General features: G+C 31.5%; 21 protein-coding genes. 14 read left to right on the top strand and 7 right to left on the bottom strand.

All coding sequences use genetic code 11. From position 1 onward, the window contains the following. Positions 1–23: 23 nt before the first annotated feature. The 9 genes from BTO05_RS04595 to BTO05_RS04555 all read left to right on the top strand — a co-directional run bounded on the left by BTO05_RS04595 (position 24) and on the right by BTO05_RS04555 (position 11104). Positions 24–1211, top strand: coding sequence for a glycosyltransferase family 4 protein (locus BTO05_RS04595; RefSeq protein ID WP_087491530.1), 1188 nt, complete (start codon positions 24–26; stop codon positions 1209–1211). 66 nt (positions 1212–1277) lie between these two features. Then, on the top strand, positions 1278–2558 hold the full coding sequence (locus BTO05_RS04590) for a glycosyltransferase family 2 protein (protein ID WP_232459777.1): 1281 nt from the start codon (positions 1278–1280) through the stop codon (positions 2556–2558). Continuing rightward, complete coding sequence (locus BTO05_RS04585; RefSeq protein ID WP_087491528.1) at positions 2558–3664, top strand: glycosyltransferase family 4 protein; 1107 nt, start codon at positions 2558–2560, stop codon at positions 3662–3664. The genes BTO05_RS04590 and BTO05_RS04585 overlap by 1 nt, the downstream gene beginning before the upstream one ends. Next, entirely contained in the window at positions 3661–4797 is a 1137-nt protein-coding gene (locus tag BTO05_RS04580) for a glycosyltransferase (protein ID WP_087491527.1), read from the top strand. Before BTO05_RS04585 ends, BTO05_RS04580 begins: the two co-directional genes overlap by 4 nt. A 341-nt stretch (positions 4798–5138) precedes the next feature. Beyond that, positions 5139–6113: an O-antigen ligase family protein gene (locus tag BTO05_RS04575; protein WP_157662538.1), complete on the top strand. Its 975-nt coding sequence runs from the start codon at positions 5139–5141 to the stop codon at positions 6111–6113. After that, positions 6103–7050: a glycosyltransferase family 2 protein gene (locus BTO05_RS04570; protein ID WP_087491525.1), complete on the top strand. Its 948-nt coding sequence runs from the start codon at positions 6103–6105 to the stop codon at positions 7048–7050. Before BTO05_RS04575 ends, BTO05_RS04570 begins: the two co-directional genes overlap by 11 nt. Then, positions 7047–8633, top strand: coding sequence for a hypothetical protein (locus tag BTO05_RS04565; RefSeq protein ID WP_087491524.1), 1587 nt, complete (start codon positions 7047–7049; stop codon positions 8631–8633). The genes BTO05_RS04570 and BTO05_RS04565 overlap by 4 nt, the downstream gene beginning before the upstream one ends. Then, positions 8633–9649 (top strand): glycosyltransferase family 4 protein, encoded by a 1017-nt coding sequence (locus tag BTO05_RS04560; RefSeq protein ID WP_087491523.1) that lies wholly within the window; start codon positions 8633–8635, stop codon positions 9647–9649. Before BTO05_RS04565 ends, BTO05_RS04560 begins: the two co-directional genes overlap by 1 nt. 60 nt (positions 9650–9709) lie before the next feature. Next, the gene (locus BTO05_RS04555) at positions 9710–11104 is read left to right on the top strand and encodes a sugar transferase (RefSeq protein ID WP_087491522.1); all 1395 of its coding nucleotides are present in this window, start codon (positions 9710–9712) and stop codon (positions 11102–11104) included. Positions 11105–11107: 3 nt separating this feature from the next. Here the strand turns inward: BTO05_RS04555 and BTO05_RS04550 are convergent, their stop codons facing one another. Then, entirely contained in the window at positions 11108–12277 is a 1170-nt protein-coding gene (locus tag BTO05_RS04550) for a DUF4105 domain-containing protein (protein WP_087491521.1), read from the bottom strand. Positions 12278–12294: 17 nt separating this feature from the next. Beyond that, positions 12295–13320, bottom strand: a complete 1026-nt coding sequence (locus tag BTO05_RS04545) for a PorV/PorQ family protein (protein WP_087491520.1) — start codon at positions 13318–13320, stop codon at positions 12295–12297. A 170-nt stretch (positions 13321–13490) separates the two neighbouring features. Between BTO05_RS04545 and BTO05_RS04540 the strand changes: the two genes are divergently transcribed. Together BTO05_RS04540 and BTO05_RS04535 are read left to right on the top strand one after the other, a co-directional pair. After that, the gene (locus BTO05_RS04540; RefSeq protein WP_087491519.1) at positions 13491–14243 is read left to right on the top strand and encodes a CDP-alcohol phosphatidyltransferase family protein; all 753 of its coding nucleotides are present in this window, start codon (positions 13491–13493) and stop codon (positions 14241–14243) included. Between the two features lie 6 nt (positions 14244–14249). Next, positions 14250–15047, top strand: coding sequence for a TerC family protein (locus tag BTO05_RS04535; RefSeq protein WP_087491518.1), 798 nt, complete (start codon positions 14250–14252; stop codon positions 15045–15047). Position 15048: 1 nt separating this feature from the next. Here the strand turns inward: BTO05_RS04535 and lptB are convergent, their stop codons facing one another. Genes lptB through BTO05_RS04515 form a run of 4 tightly spaced genes read right to left on the bottom strand, consistent with a single transcriptional unit; the run spans position 15049 to position 18000 of the window. Beyond that, on the bottom strand, positions 15049–15789 hold the full coding sequence (gene lptB, locus BTO05_RS04530; RefSeq protein WP_087491517.1) for an LPS export ABC transporter ATP-binding protein: 741 nt from the start codon (positions 15787–15789) through the stop codon (positions 15049–15051). Between the two features lie 39 nt (positions 15790–15828). After that, positions 15829–16194 (bottom strand): carboxymuconolactone decarboxylase family protein, encoded by a 366-nt coding sequence (locus BTO05_RS04525; RefSeq protein ID WP_087491516.1) that lies wholly within the window; start codon positions 16192–16194, stop codon positions 15829–15831. 4 nt (positions 16195–16198) lie between these two features. Next, positions 16199–17035, bottom strand: a complete 837-nt coding sequence (tatC, locus tag BTO05_RS04520; RefSeq protein WP_087491515.1) for a twin-arginine translocase subunit TatC — start codon at positions 17033–17035, stop codon at positions 16199–16201. Further along, a complete protein-coding gene (locus BTO05_RS04515; RefSeq protein WP_087491514.1) occupies positions 17035–18000 on the bottom strand; it encodes an SIS domain-containing protein in 966 nt (321 codons plus the stop codon). Before BTO05_RS04515 ends, tatC begins: the two co-directional genes overlap by 1 nt. A 96-nt stretch (positions 18001–18096) precedes the next feature. Between BTO05_RS04515 and BTO05_RS04510 the strand changes: the two genes are divergently transcribed. Both BTO05_RS04510 and BTO05_RS04505 read left to right on the top strand, forming a co-directional pair. Then, positions 18097–20298 carry a RecQ family ATP-dependent DNA helicase gene (locus BTO05_RS04510; RefSeq protein WP_087491513.1) on the top strand — a complete coding sequence of 734 codons (2202 nt, stop codon included), beginning with the start codon at positions 18097–18099 and terminating at the stop codon, positions 20296–20298. 18 nt (positions 20299–20316) lie between these two features. Further along, a complete protein-coding gene (locus BTO05_RS04505) occupies positions 20317–20862 on the top strand; it encodes a hypothetical protein (protein WP_087491512.1) in 546 nt (181 codons plus the stop codon). A gap of 2 nt (positions 20863–20864) precedes the next feature. On the opposite strand, the gene BTO05_RS04500 is transcribed toward BTO05_RS04505, so the two are convergent. Next, positions 20865–21323 (bottom strand): hypothetical protein, encoded by a 459-nt coding sequence (locus BTO05_RS04500; RefSeq protein ID WP_087491511.1) that lies wholly within the window; start codon positions 21321–21323, stop codon positions 20865–20867. Between the two features lie 124 nt (positions 21324–21447). Here BTO05_RS04500 and BTO05_RS04495 point away from each other — a divergent pair, with 124 nt between their 5' ends. Further along, positions 21448–22380, top strand: coding sequence for a peptidylprolyl isomerase (locus BTO05_RS04495; protein WP_087491510.1), 933 nt, complete (start codon positions 21448–21450; stop codon positions 22378–22380). Positions 22381–22401: the final 21 nt, after the last annotated feature.

The raw sequence follows: 22401 nt of genomic DNA, 5'->3' as shown, positions 1-22401 counted from the left end.
TAAATGACTATTCAGTCAATAAAATGAGTAAAAAAATAGGAATTGTTCTGTCGCAAACACCAGGTTATTCTGAAACCTTTTTTATTTCGAAAATAAAAGGGTTGCAAGATGCCGGTGCAGATATAACACTATTTGTTCAACATAAAAATAAAGATTTTGATTTGTGCGCAGTTAAAGTTGCAAAAGCTAAAAGTAAAAATCTATTTATTGTTCTAATAAATCTGTTTTCTGTTTTTTGGCTTGTTATTTCAAATTTCCCAAGAATCAAAAATTTTTATCAATTAGAAAAAAACGCACATACATCTTTATTAAATATACTTAAGAAAATATACCTGAATGTCCATATTTTAAGTGCGGATTTAAATTGGTTGCATTTCGGATTTGCAACTTTAGCATTACAAAAAAAACATTTAGCAAAAGCTATTGGAGCAAAAATGGGTGTAAGTATCAGAGGCTTTGATATATGTATTTATCCTGTAAAACATCCTGGATGTTATACGTTGTTATGGGAAAATGTAGATAAAGTGCATGCTATTTCTGATGATTTAATTTTAAAATTAAGAGCTGAAGGTTTGCCCAAACACATCCCAATAGAAAAGATTACGCCAGCAATTGATACAGATTTTTTTACTGTTGAGTTAACGGATTTTAAAAAGGATAATGGTTTTGTAAACCTAATTAGTGTTTCAAGATTACATTGGAAAAAAGGTTTTTCTTATACATTAGAAGCATTAGCATTATTAAAATCTAAAGGCATTAATTTTAAATATACTATAGTGGGAGATGGCCCATTGCTCGAGGAAGTTACTTATGCAATTCATCAGCTTGATTTGACCGAGAATATACATTTAGTTGGCAAAAAGGCAAAAGACGATGTCATTAATCTTTATAAGAAATCTCATGTTTTTATTCAATATAGCATAACTGAAGGATTTTGTAATGCTGCATTAGAAGCTCAATCTATGGGTTTGTTATGCATAGTTTCGGATGCCGAAGGTTTGCCGGAAAATATAGAACACTCAAAAAGTGGTTGGGTTATTCCAAAACGAAACCCTAAAGCACTGGCAGAAAAAATAGAGGAAGTAATTAAGCTATCCGATAAAAAAATGTTTAGTATAAGAAGTTATGCACAGCAACGTGTAAAGTTAAATTTTACAATTAAAAAACAGCAGAAACAGTTTGTAAGATTCTTTAATATATTGTCAAAGTAATTAATGTTTCAAATAGAATAAATGATATTTTCATTTTTAAAATACATACAACCTACGAGTTATTTTATGAGGTACGACATAAATGGAAATTCTGTTTTTCCCATTGTCAGTTCCTTATCAGAAGAAATAAAGGTTCTTTTAAATGAAGATGTTAATTACAGTTCTAAAACTGCCAAAAATTACGACCTGTCTTGGCAAGCTTATAAAAGAGGTTTTTTAGGTCAAGCTGAATTCTACAAGACATTTGATGAATTAAGTATTCAAGATGAATATAATTTTATTGCTAAATATTATAAAAAGCATTGGTTGATTTATATTCTAGTACTGCGATTATTAAGCTTTAAAAATCCAATAAATGAGATAAAAGCTTTTTTAAAATCACAAAAAATAAATCCAATTTCACTGTACAAAGTTCCGTTTCACTCCAAAATTCCTGAGAATTTCAAATCTAAGTTTCACGATAAGCAGCCTTTAATCAGCGTTGTTATCCCAACTTTAAATAGATATGATTATTTAAATAGGGTTTTAAGAGATTTTGAAAAGCAGACATACAAAAATTTTGAGATTATTGTGGTAGACCAATCTGACGGCTTTACAAAAGAATTTTATAATGATTTCAGTTTAAAAATAATTGTAATATATCAAGATGAAAAAGCTTTGTGGTTAGCAAGGAATACGGCTATTAAAGAAGCTAATGGTAGTTTAATAGCTTTTTCTGAAGATGATGTGCGTATTAAGCCAGATTGGTTATCCGAACATTTAAAATGTTTAGATTATTTCAATGCAGATATTTCGGCTGGGATATTTTTCCCTGAGAATGAGTCTATTTCAAAGGATAAAGATTTTTTTACTATTTCAGAGCAATTTGCGACAGGTAATGCGATGTTATCAAAAGACATATTTAAAACTGTCGGCTTATTTGATAGACAGTTTGAGAAAGGTAGAATGGGAGATGGCGCTTTTGGCTTACGTTGTTTTTTAGAGGGCTATAAGAGCGTTTCTAATCCAAAAGCTTATTGCTTAGATGTAAAAGCACCAATAGGTGGTTTAAGAGAATTTGGAGCTTGGGATGCATTTAGAACTCAAAATTGGTTTGTACCAAGGCCTATCCCAAGTGTTCTTTATTATTTTAGATTTTATTTTGGTAATAAGCTTTCTAAATTAGCTTTAATAAAAACAATTCCAGCTTCAGTGTTACCTTACAGGCTTAAACGAAACAAAATTTTATCTGTTTTAGGGGCGTTTTTGGCTATATTGATAGCACCAATTCTAATATATCAGATTATAAAATCTTGGAATTTGGCAACAAGGAAACTTAAAATAGGTCCTAAGATTGAGCGTTTGTAATGTCTGATAAGAAAGAGCACATTGTAATTTTAACTTCGGAATTTCCTCCGCTACCTGGTGGAATAGGAAATCATGCTTGTAATTTGGCAGAGAATCTTACAGTGTCTGGTTATAGAGTTTCTGTCATTGCAGACCAACGTGCAGATTCAAATCAAGAAGTTATATTTGATAAGAGTTTAAAAAGTAAAATATACCGTGTAAAAAAAGTGTCGATACGTTCTTTAATGTATCTAAAACGCATTTGGTTATCTTTTAAACTGTCAAAGTCTGCGGATGTATTAATCTGTTCTGGTAAGTTTCCATTGTGGATAGGTGCTGTTTTAAAGCCAATTATTAAGGCTAAAGTTATAGCTGTAATTCATGGAACAGAAGTTAATTTTTCAAATCAAAATCTAAAAAAATCGATAAGTATTTCATTACAGCGGTTTGACAAAGTTATAGCAGTTTCTAATTATACAAAAAATTTAGTTTCACATTTGAAGTTAAAAAACACCATGGTCATACCAAATGGATTTGAAATTTCAAATTTTTCATCGAGTGCAGCCTCAATTATAAATTTAAAAGGTTCACCAAGTTTATTGACTGTCGGAAATTTGACAGAACGCAAAGGACAAGCTAAAGTTATTGAATATTTACCTAGTCTTATTAAAAAATATCCAGATTTACATTACCATTGTGTAGGTTTAAAAACTGAAATTGATAAATACAGACGTCTTTGTGACAACTTAGGTGTCTCTAAATATGTTACATTTCATGGTCATGTTGGTGTAGAGAAACTTCATGATTTTTATCGTAGTTCTGATATTTTTGTAATGCTAAGTCAAAATACTGCATCAGGTGATATAGAAGGTTTCGGTATAGCTTTGATAGAAGCTAATTATTTTAGACTACCGACAATTGGGTCAAGAAATTGTGGGATTGAAGACGCTATTAATCATCAAAATTCGGGATTATTGGTGGATTCTTCTAAAATTAAAGAGTTTGAGAACGCAATATTTCAAATACTTAATAACTTACCACATTATAAAGTTAAAGCTAAAATTTGGGCAGAAAAACATCAATGGAGTCAAATAATTAAACGTTACATATCTTTTATAAAATCTTGAAACTTTTAATAATTTCACATACCGAACATTATATGTCCACTGATGGACAAATTTTAGGTTGGGCTCCGACTGTAAATGAAATTAATCATTTATTAGATATTTTTGATGAAATTTATCATGCATCTATGCTTTATCATGGTGTTGCGCCGGCCAGTACAATGGCTTATAAATCGAATAAAATTAAATTTATTGAAATACCATCTTCAGGTGGAAAAACTTTTACAGATAAATTTAGAATTATTTTTAACGCGCCTAAAACTATTGGTATTATATCTACAATTCTAAAGAAGGTAGATTATTTTCAGTTGCGTACACCCACAGGTATTGGTACATATTTAATTCCTTATTTGACATTGTTTTCTAAAAAGCAAGGTTGGTATAAGTATGCAGGTAATTGGAATCAAAATGATGCGCCTTTGAGTTATGCTTTGCAACGTTTTTTGTTAAAATATCAAAGACGGAAAGTGACCATTAATGGAGAATGGAAAAATCAACCTGCACATTGTATAACATTTGAAAACCCATGCTTAACTGAGGATAATATAAATGAAGGAAAATCCATTACAGCATCAAAAAAAACGAACGGAAAATTGAGTTTCTGTTATGTTGGTCGTTTGGAAACACCAAAAGGTGTGGGTAGAATTATTAATGCTTTCAAAAATTTAGAGCCTTCATTAAAGGATAGAGTGGAAGCAGTTCATTTGGTTGGTGATGGTACAGAAAAATCAAAGTTTTTAGACTTAGCTAATGATAGTAAGATTAACTTTAAATTTTATGGTTTTTTAGATAGAAAAGATGTTTTTGATATTTATAAAAAGTCACATTTTTTCTTGATGCCTACAACTGCATCTGAAGGTTTTCCGAAGGTAATTGCCGAAGCAATGAATTTTGGATGCATTCCTGTAGTTTCAAATATCTCATCTATAGCACAATACGTTATTGACAGAGATAATGGGATATTGTTGTCTGAAGTAACTGCTGAAAAATTAGAGGAAGTCTTAGCAGATTTATTGTCTGATAAACCCGATAATCTAACTTTTAAAATGACTAATCAAGATTTAGTCTTAAAGTTCTCTTATGACAATTATAATTCCAAAATAGTAGAAGGTATATTAACCAGTGCTGCCATATGAGTGATTACAATCAGCTAAAAGCATTTATGGTTTACATCAGGAAAAATAAAACCCTGCGTATTATTTTGTTTTTAACATTGTTGAGTTATTTCTACAACCTAAAAGTTATGGGCTACAGTTTAACTGGTCAAAACGAGTTACGATTGTATGATTTTACAGGTTTGTTTTTGCTCTATTACCTAATAAAATATAGAACATATTTTATGTTATATATAAAGGCAAAACCTTATCTGTATAGGCTGTTTTTATTTATTTTTTGGGCTTTAATTACAATGATTTTTACTTTTATTTTTAGCATTTATATCAATAAAATAATTTGGATTTTACGTACAATTCTGTTTATGTATCATCTTTTTGTATTCTCAACGGCTTATTTATTCTTTCTCGTATTTTTAAGAGAAAAAAAGTTCTATAAGCAAATTGTTACTTTTTTTATTGGGCTAGTTATTTTTGAAAATGCTATTGTTTTACTTCAGAATTTTGGCTTTATAGATTTTTTATGGGGCGAAATAGACAGAAGAGATTATCTTGGTTTTTTGTCTGGTACTTTAGGGCCAAATAAAATTGTATTGGGGCTAACAATGTTTTTATCAATTGCGGCACTTCTAGCTTTATCCCTAGAGAAGCGTATAAAAATTAATAGAACTTTAGCTTTTATAGCTATATCTCTGTCTGTAGTAAACCTATTAATTTCTGGATCACGAACATCTTATTTAGCCCTTGGTATTCTTTTAGCAATAGTACTTCTATTTAAACCTGGTAAAATGCTAGTAAGCTTAGGTGTTTCTTTAGTTTTATTATTTGGAATTACATTTTTTGTGCCAGAAATAAGGAATAAAATAGTTGAAGTTTATCAGTATAGAATTGAATCACGAATAAGTAATAAAGAACAACTTAGAGATAGTAACGTAACTGAGTTATATGAGGATTTGGGTGCTGGAAGAAAAGAATTACAAACACGTTTTTTACTGAGTTTAAAGGATAATTTATATGTTGTGCCTTTTGGAGCTGGTTTTAATAATAGAATGCTATTTCCAGGTAATTCGCCTCATAATATGTATTTGACGCTCATTAACGAAGTTGGTTTAGTTGGATTATTTTTTTATGTAATTTGGCTTTTGGGTTATCTATTCATAAACTTTAAAACTTATAAAACCTTGGGTGTTTTTTTAAAAGCCGTAGTTTTGGCAATGATGGTAACCTTGTTATTTGGAGAGCATTTATATATTTTTAGACCAGTGTTCGCATTATTAGGCTTATTTTTATTTGTAGTAGCATTATTAATTTCACCGAGATATTTTAAGTATGGATTTTGATTTAAATAATTATAGAATTGGTGTCATAATCCCTTATTATAATGCTAAAGACTTTATTGCAGATGTTATTAAGAATTTACCAGAATATATAGATACAATCTATTTGGTTAACGATGCAAGCTTAGAAGAAATACCTAGTCAGGTTAACACTTTTTTAAAAGTGAAAATCATTGATTGTGAAGTAAATCTTGGTGTTGGTGGCGCAGTTAAAAAAGGTTTTATAGCTGGAATAACTGATAACATGGACTATTTAATAAAAGTGGATGCTGATGGTCAAATGGAGAGTAAATATATTCCTGATTTACTTAAACCATTAATCCAAAGCACTGCGGATTATGCAAAAGGGAATCGTTTTCATGATTTTGCTAAGTTGCGTAAAATGCCCTTTATTAGGAAAATAGGTAATTTAATATTGTCATTTTTAACAAAATCGGCGACAGGATATTGGCATGTGTTTGATCCTACAAATGGTTTTTTTGCCATAAAAACAGCTTCATTAACAAAAATGAATTTTCAAAAACTTAGTAACAGATATTTCTTTGAAACCTCAATTTTGTCAGAATTATATTTTCAGAAAGCAAGAATAGTAGATGTGCCGATGAGTGCGGTTTATGGAGATGAGACATCAAATATGAAAGTGTGGAAAATGCCTTTTGTTTTTCTTCCTAAACTTATAAGGTTATTTATAAGTAGAATCGTTAAGCGCTATTTTATATACGACTTTAATATATCATCTGTGTATTTGATATTTGGTTTGCCATTGTTTTTATTCGGTATAGTATATGGTGTTTACAATTGGATATATTACTCATCTCGAGATATTTTTACACCTACAGGCACCATAATGATAATTACTTTATGTATTATTCTCGGTTTTCAATTACTGTTACAAGTAATTAATAATGATATTGAAAATTCTCCTAGGCCTAGCAAATGAAACATAAGAAGACAAACATTTTTTTAATCGTTATTGCCTTAAATTTAATTGTTTGTGTAGGTTATTTTTTTGAAGGGTTAGATTACAAATACAGTGATTTATCTACTGATTTGCATAATATAATTCCAATAATTCAAAAATTAGATAATCCAAATTTATTTCAGAATGATCTTTATTTGAATGACATTAAAAATGTTGAATATTACACACCTTTTTTTGTAAAATGTTTACACTTCATTTCAAATCTTGTAAATCAGAATTATATTCTAGCATTAAATATTCTTAACACATTTAGTCACCTGCTATATGGTATTTTATGGTTTTATATTTTTTATAATTTTTCAAATAAATTTTTTCTTTCACTTATTTTTTCTCTGCTTTTAAAAGGTGTCATTTGGCTACCTGGCTTTGAGTTTTGGGGTGTTTCTAATTTGGATTTATTACTTCCGCGAACACTATATTTTACCCTAATACCCATACCATTTTTAATATTTAAAAAAAATGTATTGATACGAATTTTTTTAGCTTCGTTTTTAATAGGTTTACTTTTTAACTTTCATCCCATAAGTGGGTTAGGAGGTATTTTGTTGTTCTTGATTTATGCTATTGCTAAGATGTATTACGACAACTCGAAAGTTAATTACTATTTGATACTATTATGTTTTTTGGCAGTAATCCTTGGAATGATACCTTTTATTATTACATATTTCACATATACCAATTCAACTATTGATTATGATTTAGAATTATTCGAAGCAGCTTTTAGCGAACGTATCTCTTTAAAATTCTCTAAACCAATATATTATATAAACCAATGGATGGATATAAAATATCTGTTTTTTTATATCCCATTTCTTAGTTACCTCGTATTATGTCTCCGTGATAAATCTGAAGGAAAAAGAGCAAAATTTATATTATTCTCAGCTCTAGCATTAATTTTTTTACCAAATATTTCTGTCTATATAGAAGATGTTATTAATTCAGTGATGGATACTAATATTAGGATGTCCTTTCAACTTATCAGAATACAAAAACTAGTTATTATACCATATTATCTTTCAATGTTTTTTCTGATTGATTATTTACTTGAAAAATATGAAGTTTTTAATAAATATATGCTCAAAATTTCGATTGTATTTGTAGTAAGTTTAATAGTCTGTCATATAAGTTTATTTAATAAAATACCTGTATTTGGAGATGATATTTTTAGAACTATTTTGCCTTCTAACCTAAGCCTAAGACCTAAGTCAGTTAAAAGCATTTCAAATCAAGATAAGATGGCATACTTCATAAAAACACATACAAATATAGATGCTGTTATTTATGCAAGTCACTTGTATAGAGTGTCGTCACAGCGTTCAGTTATCTTAGACTTTAAAGGAGCATCTATGCTGATAGAAGGAAATCCAGCAAGATTAATTAATTGGTACAATAGAAGAAAAATTTTAGAAAGTTTTCATGATGATAAAAATAAAGTAGAGTTTGTTAAGACTATTGGTGCAACACATATGGTTACCAACAAAATAATAGAATCTTTAGAGATTCTAAATGAGGAAGGAGATTTATATCTTTATAAATTATAATGTATAGAATTCTTTACATAGGAAATAACCTAGACTCTTCAAAAACCAATGTATCATCAATACAGGTTTTAGGAGCTTTGCTTGAGTCTGAAGGCTATAATTTGCGCTATGCTTCTTCGAAAAGGAATAAATTCCTTCGATTACTGCATATGATATGGAGTTGCATATGGAATTCAAAATGGGCGGATGCAGTTTTAATAGATACTTACAGTACGCAAAATTTTTATTATGCCTACACTTGTAGTTTAGTGTGTCGATTATTTAATATTCCTTATCTACCTATACTTCATGGTGGAAATTTACCAGAACGTTTAGATAAAAACCCAAAATTATCTGCTTCAATATTTGATAATAGTTTTAAAAATATTTCACCTTCAATATATCTCAAAAATGCTTTTTCTGAAAAAGGATATGATAATGTCGAATATATACCTAATAGCATTTCGTTAGAAAATTATGCAGTTTACCCTAAATCATTTAATACAATCAGGTTGCTTTGGGTGCGTTCGTTTTCAAAAATTTATAATCCTATTATGGCTATAGAGGTGTTGATACGTTTGAAAGAATTGGGTCATGAAGCAGAACTTTGCATGGTAGGACCAGATACGGACGGTAGTTTGGAAAAAGTTAAAGCATATGCAAAAAAGACAGGTGTCAATATTAAGTTTACTGGTAAATTGACAAAAAAAGAATGGATTAATATCTCTGAAGATTACAATATTTTTATGAATACTACCAATTATGATAATATGCCGGTAAGTATTATTGAAGCAATGGCATTAGGCTTTCCATTAGTAAGTACAAAGGTTGGCGGTATTGCTTATTTGATAAAAAATGAAGAAGAAGGTCTCTTGTCACCAAAAAATAATGCGGAGGCAATGGCAGAAAACATTATTAGAATTTTTGAAGACGAAAAATTAAGGGTAAAGCTATCTACTAATACAAGGAAAAACGCAGAACGTTTTGATTGGCAGTCTTTAAAAAATGAATGGCATGCTATTTTTAAAGCACTTTAAGATTTGTTTTGTTTTCTGTTCAAGAGATTTATCTTTACAACACCAACTATCTCCTAATTAATGAAACAAAATAGTGCCATACACTTTGAGATTTCAGAGCGCAAGGTATTACTGCGACTGATTGATATTATTATGGCATTTTTGGGCATTTTTGTGCTCTCTAACTATTTTGGATTCGAATATCTAAATATTGGTATAGAAAATACGGTTCCTCTGATAGTGTTAGCCGTTTATATTTCTATATTCGGAACTATATTCGAAATCTATGATTTGCAGCAAGCTAGTAAGCTAGATGTCAGTTTCAAAAACATAGTTTTATGTATGTCTACAGTAGTACTCTTTTATCTGCTGACTCCAATAATTACCCCTTTTTTACCAGAAGCACGTTTACAAATCATCTATTTTTATATTGCGCTAATAGCGTCCGTTTTTTTATGGCGTGTATTATATAATATACTTATTGCTTCACCACGTTTTTATAAACATGTGCTTTTGGTAGGTGAATTACCAAATATTGATAATGTTGTTAGCACATTAACGTCGGCGGACTCAAATTATAGATTTATTGGATTTATCAATAGTGAAAAAAACAATAACGATTCAATAAAGTATAAAGGTCTAAAAGAGTATACTACTAAGCACTTATCAAATGTTATTATTGACGAACAAATATCTGAGATTATAATTGCGGCTAATAATGCAGAAAATATTACACCAGATTTATACCATGAATTGATGCTATTATTAGAGCGTGGTTTTAAAATCAGAGAGTATACTCAGGTTTATGAAGAGGTCACTAATAAAGTACCTATTCAATATGTAGGGAAAGACTTTTACAAATACTTTCCATTTAGTAGAAACAACGAAAATCAGCTATATAAGTTTTTTCAACGTGCGTTTGATATCATTTTTTCATTTTTTGGACTATTATTTATGATAGCGATTATTCCTTTTTTACTAATTGGAAATGCTATAGGGAATAAAGGACCTTTATTTTACACTCAAGAACGTATTGGAAGAAATAGTACGCTATTTACAATTTTTAAGTTTAGAACTATGGTTGTTGATGCCGAATCGCAAAAAGCGCAATGGGCAACTAAGGACGATGTGCGAGTCACATATTTTGGCAAGTTTTTAAGGCGTTCACGTTTGGACGAAATTCCACAATTTATTAATGTACTCAAAGGTGAAATGAGTATCATCGGACCACGACCAGAGCGTCCATTTTTTGTGGCTGAATTATCTCGTTCAATACCATTTTACGAAACTAGGCATATCGTCAAACCTGGTCTTACCGGTTGGGCTCAAGTGAATAGCCGATATGGAGGATCTGTTGAAGAAAGTCTTACCAAATTGCAATACGATTTATATTACATAAAACATCGTAGTCCATTCCTAGATTTAAATATCATACTAAAAACTTTAAGTACAGTTTTATATTACAGAGGACAGTAATAGCTAGACAGTTTTGTAATATTTAATAAGATAAATATATCTAACCATAAGCGCAATTAGAAGTGGCAGTAAACCTATTGCAAATACTTGCACACCAATTGTCCAATGCATTGACATTAATACGAGTAAGATTATTAAAAATTTCAAATAACTTCTAAACCATTTTTTTGGTGTCTTTTTAAAAAATTGGAATAAAGTAAAAAGATTTAGCGGAAAAGCCCATAGTATATTATAGTTGTATCCTGTAGTTGTATGGTCAGTACCAAACCATAAGAATAGTAATAAAACTCCCGAAATACCAGAGATTGAAAAAAGTATAACGTCTAGCCAATTAGACCTTTTATTACCTTTATTATCCTTATAAGTTATAAATAGTATACCTGCAGCAATAAGACACATTATAAAAATCGGACTTATAAAAAAACTAGTCTTATAACTTACACCATGTTTAGATTTGTAGATAGTATTAGTACTTTTCACTAATGGTTTTCCATTTATGTTTGCATTTCCGAAGCTTTCAAAAATGTATTTTGGCAAAAACATCTGCTCTTCTTGTGTTGCAGTTTTATCTATAATTGAGCCCAAAGCTATATCAATCCCAAAACTTCCCCAAGTATTGTGGCCTACCTCTTCGTGTATTAGATTTCTGAAGGACTTTTTATTTTCGTTATTTAATTCGGGATAAATGATGGTTCTATTGCTAGCGACATTGGCGACATCTCTAATTTTAGTTGCACAATTATCGTAAAAAAAATCGTAGAGATAAGCTCTATTTTCTGGTTTGTAATTATTAATAAGGTAGTTGTAAAGACGTTGTTTTTGCTCCTGCGATAGGTCTAATTTTTGCTCCTCGATTGTTCTGTCGTAAAAACGATATAACTCAAAAAAATCTGAAAACTTTCTTTTCCCCATTAAATAATTCAACTTGCCTTGCGCAAATTTTAAATAAAAATTTGGTGTGTTAAAATTATATCTTCCATAACCATAAACCACATCAAGTCCACTATTTCTATCTTTTATTCTAAAGGCACTATGACCAAAAGCGTCATTGAGATTGTCGCCTTGACCGACAGTTAATACAGATATTTCTGCATTTGAAGAAAGCTGCATGTTTTGAGAAAAACTAAAACTGAAAAAGAATAATAAAGTGAGAAAGTATAGATTAAGCTTCATAAGTAAGTTTGGAATTTCTATCTAAAAATACTGAAATCTAGCTTCACTGAAAACACATTAGAATATAATGCGGCACTTTGGTCTCCAATATCTGTGAATGCGTAATCGATTTCAATACCCTTATATTTAAAACCTACACCAAAGTTTGGCTGAAAAGTTAAGTTTTCAGAGTTATCTATTTGTAATTCATTCTGAAAATTTCCTACGCCAGCTCTTAGAAATACTAAATCTGTATAGCCAAATTCAAAACCTAAAGCAGGTGCAAAACTCGCAAAAGACGTAGAGATTACATCATTAGTTTCTGCGAAACGTGCGTTAAGATTAAAAGCGGCTAATAAGGTATAATCGTAATGAAAAGTCCACAGTTTTGAAACACCAAGCTCAAGTTTAGGTAATGTCAATTCAGACTTTTCTGGTAAGGTTTGATTTTGACCATCAATTGCTCCACTAATTTTTTCGAATTGCTCTTCGTCAATTGCCCATGAATTATAAGTTGTTGTAATATCACGAGCCATAAAACCAAATTTCCAATCGTTTTTGCTTTCAAATTGAATACCAACATCAAAACCAAATCCCCAAGCTGTTGCAAAATCTCCAATAACTCGACGAATTACTTTTGCATTAATACCATAATTTAGACCATCAATCGGTAGTTTACGCGCATAGGATAAAGTCACACCATAATCTGCAGTCGAAAATGTGTTTATTCTATCGTAGTTGATAACACCTTGGTCATCAATTAATTGAGTTGTGTCTAATATGTCATCAACCCCAAATCTTATCACTGATATTGCAACAGCGCTTCTATCATCTATAGGCATTGCATAGCCTATATAGTTGTAGTTAGCAATATTTGCAAAATAGCTGGAGTGCATTAAGGCGAGTTGGTTATCTTCTATATTTACCAAACCTGCGGGATTCCAATACCCCGAATTTACATTGCTGGTATGTGAAGTTACTGCATTACTCATACCTAGAGCTGCAGCATCCACACCAATATTCATAAACTCATTGGAGTATTTTCTTGTGGTTTGTCCCGACATAGCAAGCGAAACAAAGACCAAGACTATAAAGTAGTACTTTTTCAAGAACAAATTTTTTACAAAGATGCACAATATTTTGTTTCTATTAAACTATAAAACTTAGCAGTTATTGTATACGATATGGTTAGAACTAAAATACTTTTCTATTTTTACAGAAACTAACTAATAGAATGAAACGACACATTCCTAACATTGTTACGGGTCTTAATTTATTTTCGGGCTGTGTAGCTATTCTTTTTGCAGTTCAAGGACAATACGTTGGTACTGCTTTATTTGTCTTTTTGGGTATATTTTTTGATTTTTTTGATGGACTTCTAGCACGAAAACTAAATGTTCAAAGCGAGTTGGGATTACAATTAGATTCTTTAGCAGATGTAGTTACTAGTGGTGTTGTACCAGGTATAGTAATGTATGGTTTAATTAAAGATGCCTTAGGCGGCGACAGTTCTTTTGTCATTGATAACACATGGAATAAAACTGTTGGTTGGGTAGGAGTAGAAATTACTCCAGTAGCTTTGATTGGTTTATTAATAACGGTAGCATCCGCATATCGGTTGGCTAAATTTAATATAGATGAAGACCAACAGAATTATTTTAAAGGTCTACCAACTCCAGCAAATACGTTACTGATTTTGTCTTTGCCATTAATTTTGCATTACCAATATTCTATTACGATTGCTAATTTATTTGGTCAACTTTGGTTTTTGATAGCTTTGACAATAATTAGTTGTTATCTACTAAATGCTAATATTAAATTGTTTGCTTTAAAATTCAAAACTTGGGACTTTAAACCTAATGTCCTCCGCTACTTGTTTTTAATTGCAAGTATTATTTTATTAGTAATTTTTAAGTTTATTGCAATACCAATAATCATTTTATCCTACATTTTAGTTTCAATATTTACACAAAAATCAATCTCATAAATTATTATGGCTCAAGTTATTTTCACACTACTCATGCTTGTTATGTTACAAGCAGTTCTCGGTTTTGACAACCTTTTATACATTTCTTTAGAGTCAAAAAAAGCACCTGAAAAGGATAGAAAACGCGTACGTAAAATTGGAATTCTAATAGCCATAGCTCTAAGGATTGTATTGCTCTTTGTGTTGGTGTCATTGATAGGATATTTTCAAAGTCCATTTTCTTTTTTAACAGGAAAAATGGAAGATGTTTTAGAGTTTGCTTTTAATGGTCATAGTCTCATTGTACTTGCGGGTGGCGGGTTTATAATTTACACAGCAATAAAGGAAATTTGGCATATGATTTCTCTAAAAGATTTAACTATTGATGTAGAAGATGCTTCTAAAGGTACTAAGTCGTCAAATGCGGTTATAGTAAGTATTGTTATAATGAATCTAGTGTTTTCATTCGATTCTATTTTAGCGGCTATCGGTTTGACTAGCGAAATAGAAAACTCAACAACAGCATTTATCGTTATGGCTATCGCTATTGTTGCTAGTGGTTTATTGATGTTGTTCTTAGCAGACCGTATTTCAACATTTTTAGCAAAAAATAGAATGTATGAAGTGCTAGGCTTATTTATTCTTTTTATAGTAGGGATAATGCTTGTTACAGAAGGTGGCCATTTAGCACATCTAAAAATCTTTGGGGAAGAAATTGTTCCAATGAGTAAAACTACTTTCTATTTTGTAATTGTAGTATTGGTTATAGTCGATATTGTTCAAGGACGATATCAGAAGAAATTATTGAAGGAAGCAAATAAGTAATTTAGAATTCTAATTTCTTTTTACGAAGCTCGAAGTTTTTACCAAGATAAACTTTTCGCACCATTTCGTCTTCAGCAAGTTCTTCAGGAATACCAGCTTTTAGGATACCACCTTCAAACATAAGGTATGTTCTATCAGTAATAGCAAGTGTCTCTTGTACGTTGTGGTCAGTAATAAGTATGCCAATATTTTTCTTAGTCAGTTTAGCAATAATTCGCTGAATATCCTCAACTGCAACTGGATCAACACCAGCAAAAGGTTCATCAAGTAAAATAAAGTTTGGGTCGGTAGCTAAAGCACGGGCTATTTCTGTTCGACGACGTTCACCACCAGATAACAAATCACCGCGAGATTTACGGATATGTCCCAAACCAAATTCTTCAATTAGTGATTCCATTTTATCGTGCTGCTCTTTTTTGCTCAGTTTTGTCATTTGAAGAACACTTAAGATATTGTCTTCAATACTTAGTTTTCTGAAAACTGAAGCTTCTTGTGCCAAATAGCCAATACCATTTTGAGCACGTTTGTACATCGGATAATTGGTGATGTTTTTATCTTCAAGATAGATGTTTCCGCCGTTAGGTTTTATAATACCTACAATCATGTAAAAAGAAGTCGTTTTACCAGCACCATTTGGTCCAAGTAATCCTACAATTTCTCCCTGATTAACCTCAAGCGAGACATCTTTTACAACTTTTCGTCCACTATAGGACTTCATTAAATTTTCGGCGTGTAATTTCATCTATTATTTTCTATACTCTAGAACGGTAAAAATACAATTTTAGTTTGAAGGCGAAACGAAATCAGAATTTTCTAGAGCTTCCCAATACTCGTGGGCACGTCTCAAATGAGGAATAACAATTGTCCCTCCAATTAAAGTGGCAATACCTAAAGTCTCGCTTACTTCTTCTTTTGTAATACCTTCTTTGTAGGCTGTTTCAAGATGATACTTTACACAGTCATCACAACGCAATACTGTAGAGGCAACCAGACCAAGTAGTTCTTTTGTTTTTACATCTAAAGCACCAGCTGCAAATGCATTGGTGTCTAAATTGAAGATGCGTCTTACAATCTTATTTTTATCTGCTAATATTTTATCGTTCATTTTAGAACGGTACTCATTAAATTCTTTTACAACGTCTGACATTTTTTTATGCTTTTGCTTTCTGTTTTCGTTCTTTTCTTTTTTGATTCCTTACAACTATTCGCGAAATTAATATACTAACTTGATATAGTATTAAAATTGGAACAGCTACAATTACCTGACTATTAAGGTCTGGTGGAGTAATTACTGCTGATATTATTAATACAATGACTAGGGCGAATTTCCTGTATTTTTTCATTATTTCAGGAGTGACTAAACCGACTTTAGTCAAGAAATAAACAATAATTGGAAGTTCAAATACTAATCCTGAAGCCAACGAAGAAGACTTTACAACAGCTATAACAGAGTCTAAATCAAAGTCGTTAACAACCAAATCACTTATGCTATAATTAGCTAAAAAGTTAAAGGATAACGGTGTAATGACATAATATCCAAATAAGACACCTGTAAAGAATAAAAAAGAAGCAACAATAATAAATCCTCTTGAATTTTTACGTTCATTTTTCTTTAAACCTGGACTAATAAATCGCCATAATTGATATAAGACATAAGGAAATGCTATTATAAAACCGGCATATATCGATGTCCATATATGAGTTGAGAATTGTCCTGCAACAGCTCTGTTTTGTAAGTCAAATGGAAACCTGTCTGCACAAAAGGTCGTATCTTGAATACCCATCATCTGTGACATTTCACATAACCATTGGTATGTTGGGAAAGTCATTTCTGTTGGCCCGAAAATAATAACACCAAACAGAATCTTAGGAAAACAGAATGCTACAATACCAGCTATGAGAATAGCTATTGTAATTCTAATAAGATGCCACCTTAAATCTTCAAGATGGTCAAGAAAAGACATTTCGTCAACAGGTTTTTTTGCCATTAGATTATGCCTTCTTTTATTAAATCGTGTAAGTGAACAACACCAGCATACTTTCCGTCCTTTTCAACTAATAATTGAGAAATACCAAACTCTTCCATAACTTCCTTAGCGTCTACGGCCATGGCATCTTCGCTTATGCTTTTTGGGCTGCTACCCATAATTTCTTTAGCAGTCAAATGTGCAATATCATCACTTTTACTAAGCATACGTCTCAAATCGCCATCAGTAATTATGCCTACTATTTTTGAGTCTTGTGTAACAGCAGTGACGCCTAACATTTTTTCAGAAATTTCTATGATAACTTCTTTTAGGCTAGCATCTAATGTCACTTCAGGTTTTTGATTTACCGATGACAAATCATTAACTCTGAGATATAAACGTTTTCCTAATGCGCCACCAGGATGGTATTTTGCAAAATCTCTGCTCGAAAATCCACGGAGTTTTAAAAGACAAACAGCCAAAGCGTCACCAATAACTAATTGCGCTGTTGTACTTGTGGTAGGTGCTAAGTTGTTTGGACAAGCTTCTTGTTCTACATAAGCATTAAGTACATAATCGGCTTGCTGTCCTAAAAATGAATCTTTGTTGCCTGTAATAGCAATCATTTTATTCTTAGCATTTTTTATAAGAGGAACTAAAACTTTAATTTCTGGTGTATTTCCGCTTTTTGAAATACAAATGACCACATCATCTTCCAAGATTAGTCCTAAATCTCCATGTATTGCATCTGCGGCGTGCATAAAAACAGATGGCGTTCCTGTAGAGTTTAAAGTGGCGACAATCTTATTGGCTATGATTGCGCTTTTTCCAATTCCGGTAATAATAACACGGCCTTTGGAGTTGTAAATGAGTTCGGTAGCATTTGCAAAATCATCAGTTAATAAGTCAACAAGGTTAGCAATTGCATTGCTTTCCATAGTTATTGTAGACTTTGCGATATCTAGAATAGAGGATTCAGTTTTCAAAATCAATTCGTATTTTGATATAATGTTTAATTCTAAAGATTTTTGTTATCTTTAAACTTCATGCAAAGGTAAATATAAAATTACGAATAGGGATTAATGAACGTTGCACAAATTGACTTACATGCCGAACTAAAAAAATACTTTGGATTTTCACAATTCAAAGGATTACAAGAAGACGTTATAAAAAATGTAGTAGCAGGTAATAATACCTTTGTTATTATGCCAACAGGTGGAGGAAAATCTTTATGCTACCAATTGCCTGCATTGATTAAAGAAGGTACTGCTATCGTGGTTTCGCCTTTAATCGCATTGATGAAAAATCAGGTAGATGCTATTAGAGGTGTATCAGAAAATGAAGGTGTTGCTCACGTTTTAAATTCTTCATTAAATAAAACACAAGTCAGACAAGTTAAAGATGACATTACTAATGGTGTCACAAAACTTTTGTATGTCGCACCAGAATCACTGACTAAAGAAGAGCATGTAGAGTTTTTAAGAACAGTTACCATATCTTTTATGGCTGTTGACGAAGCACATTGTATAAGCGAATGGGGTCATGACTTTAGACCAGAATACAGAAATCTAAGACATATTATAAAGCGTATTGGTGATAATATTCCAATTGTGGGATTAACTGCTACAGCTACAGAAAAGGTACAAGAAGATATTTTAAAGAGTTTAGGTATTCCTGAGGCTGTAAAGTTTAAAGCATCATTTAATCGCCCAAACTTATATTACGAAGTACGTCCAAAAACAAAAAATGTTGATGCAGATATTATTCGTTTTGTAAAACAAAACGAAGGAAAATCTGGAATTGTTTATTGCTTGAGTCGTAAACGTGTTGAAGAATTAGCACAAGTATTACAAGTCAATGGTGTAAAAGCTGTGCCTTATCATGCTGGTTTAGATGCAAAAACTCGTGTGAAACATCAAGATATGTTTTTGATGGAAGATACTGATGTTGTTGTTGCGACAATAGCATTTGGGATGGGAATTGATAAACCAGATGTACGTTTTGTGATTCACCATGATATCCCAAAAAGTATTGAGAGTTATTATCAAGAAACTGGTCGTGCAGGTCGAGATGGTGGCGAAGGTCATTGTTTGGCTTATTATGCATATAAAGACATTGAGAAGCTCGAAAAATTTATGGCAGGAAAACCTGTCGCAGAGCAAGAGATTGGACATGCGCTTTTACAAGAAGTCGTTGCATTCTCAGAAACTTCAGTGTCGCGACGTAAGTTTATTCTACATTATTTTGGCGAAGAATTTGATAACGAAACTGGAGATGGTGGCGATATGGATGATAATGTGCGTTTTCCTAAACCACAAAAAGAAGCTAAAGACGATGTAAAAATTGTCTTAGACGTGGTTGATAAGACCAACCAAAAATACAAGGCTAAAGATTTAGTACAAGTAATTGTTGGTAATGCCAATGCTTTAATTTCCTCTCATAAAACTGACCAACAACCATTTTTTGGTATTGGTAAAGATAAAGACGCTAGACATTGGATGGCATTGATACGTCAGATTTTAGTTGGTAAACTTCTAAAAAAAGACATCGAGACTTATGGTGTTTTACGGATAACTGATGCTGGTCAAAAATTTATTGCGTCTCCTACATCTTTTATGATGGCAGAAGACCATACGTTTGACGAAACTACAGACGATAATATTATTACGAATTCAAAATCTCGTGGAGCTGTTGTTGACGAAACGCTAATGAAAATGCTAAAAGATTTACAGCGTCGCGTAGCAAAACAAAACGATGTGCCGCCATATGCAGTTTTTCAAGAATTTTCCTTGGAGGATATGACACTAAAATATCCAACAACATTAGAAGAAATGTCTAATGTAAACGGTGTCGGAGAAGGAAAAGCCAAAAAATTTGGAAAACCTTTTGTGAGTATGATTGCTGACTATGTCGAAGAAAATGATATTGAGCGTTTAGAAGACATGGTCGTAAAATCTACTGGAAGTAACTCCGCATTAAAACTATATATTATCCAAAACGTAGATAGAAAGTTGCCACTATCAGATATTGCATCTGCAAAAGGAATGGAAATGCCTGATTTTATAAAAGAGATGGAAGCAATTGTCTTTTCTGGAACTAAACTGAATATTAGTTATTGGATAGACGATATTTTGGACGAAGACCAGCAAGAAGAAATCCATGACTACTTTATGGAGTCTGAAACTGATAAAATAGACGTTGCCATTGATGAGTTTGATGGCGATTACGATGACGAGGAACTACGCTTGTATCGTATTAAGTTTATGAGTGAGGTTGCGAATTAATTACTTTATAGTTTTTAGATGAATTTCGAGAGTATTGATTTTAAAAAATCTATCGATAATAAAAAATTAGTTTCAAACAAAACACTGGTAACTAAAATATGGGAACATGGATTGATACCACTTCATATTACTTTATTATTATGCATCGCTACATCATATCTTTATAATAATATGGTAAATAATGAAAATTATTTGTCATCTCTATTTATGTCTTTATTAATATTTTCTTTGTTGGTTTATGTGATTTATTTTATTGCAAAAATGTATAATTTTAAAGAACTATCAGGAATTTCTGAAATAGAGAATTTAGAAGTTATTAAACAGATAAGTGATAATGCAAAATGGGCAATAAAGACAGAAGACAAGGTTAGTATTATAGAAGTCAATGAATTAAAATCGTTTTCAGGTTATGGTAAGCAAATTGTAATACTTTATAACGAAAACAAAGTTTTTGTGAACTGTATTTCTTTCGCTTTAGGGAAAACTCCCAATCCATTGCTTTACTTTTCTAATAAAAAAATATTAAGAAAATTTGAGATTGAATTTAAAAATAAATTAAAATAATTCTACTCTTCCTCATCACTGTCACCAACATACTTCGTGAACAAAATATCCTGCTTCTTAGCTTTTAATTGAATACTTTTAATCTTACTATTTTGAAGCATTTTGATATCAGCTTCTTCAATTTGGAAGTCTATTTTAGTAATACTTCTATTAGAAACGTTAGAGTAATCTGATTCTAACTCTAACATATCAGAATTTAACTGTAATTCTATCTCTTCACCTTTTAAAGTCAGTGTAGCACCTTTTATGGTTTTGATATGAAACTGTCCAACAACAACAGTCTGAAAAAAGAAATAACCACCCAATTCATTCAAACCTGCATACAGAACATTATTTTCAGAAACCCCAAAAGGTGTATTTTCAACATCTTTTATTATAGCTTCTGTATGGTCATCGACATGTAACTTTTCCATTGCTCTAGGATTACCAAAAGCAGCTTTTATTTTGGTGATAAAATTCATCTCTTTTTTTTTCAACAAAACTAAGATTATTTTCCATTTTGCAGTACAGGTAAACTTTACACTTTCGACTTTTTACTTGTAACTTAAAGCATTATCTTTGCAGCTTTAAATAAAACATAGAACAATGCAAGACGGTTTATACGCAAAATTCAATACTTCAAAAGGTAAAATTTTAGTTAATCTAGAATTTGAAAAAACACCTGGTACAGTTGGTAACTTTGTGGCTTTAGCAGAAGGAAATTTAGAAAATTCAGCTAAACCTCAAGGAACGCCTTACTATGATGGTTTAAAATTCCATAGAGTTATTCCTGATTTTATGATTCAAGGTGGTTGCCCACAAGGTACAGGTACTGGTAATCCAGGTTACAAATTTGATGATGAAATTCACCCAGATTTAAAGCACGATGCTCCAGGAAAATTATCAATGGCCAATGCTGGTCCAGGAACAAACGGTAGCCAGTTTTTTATTACTCACATAGCTACAGATTGGTTAGATGGTAAGCATACTGTTTTTGGAAATGTTGTTGAAGGACAAAATATTGTAGATACTGTTGCACAAGGCGATACAATCGAAAGCTTAGAAATTGTAAGAGTAGGAGATGCAGCTGAAAAATTTAATGCTGTAGAGGCATTTAGAACTTTTGAAGGTGCTAGAGAAAAAAGAGTAGCTGCTGAGCGTGAAGCAAAAAAAGCAGAATTAGATAAAATATCTGCTGGTTTTGAAGAAACAGCCTCTGGTTTACGTTACCAAGTCATCCAAAAAGGAGAAGGTAAAAAAGCTGAAAAAGGGAATACAGTTTCTGTACACTATAAAGGTCAATTAGCAGACGGTACGGTTTTTGATTCTTCATACAAAAGAAATGCGCCATTAGATTTTCAAGTTGGTGTAGGACAAGTAATAGCAGGTTGGGATGAAGGTATCTGCTTGCTTAATGTTGGTGATAAAGCACGTTTGGTTATCCCTAGTGATTTAGGCTATGGTAGTGCTGGTGCTGGCGGTGTTATACCACCAGATGCAACATTAGTATTTGATGTTGAGTTAATGGATGTAAAGTAAATACCTAATTAAACTATATAA

It is taken from the genome of Winogradskyella sp. PC-19, from assembly GCF_002163855.1.
Taxonomy (GTDB): domain Bacteria; phylum Bacteroidota; class Bacteroidia; order Flavobacteriales; family Flavobacteriaceae; genus Winogradskyella.
Note: the sequence above shows the minus strand (reverse complement) of the source record. Positions and strands in the feature narration are given on the sequence as shown.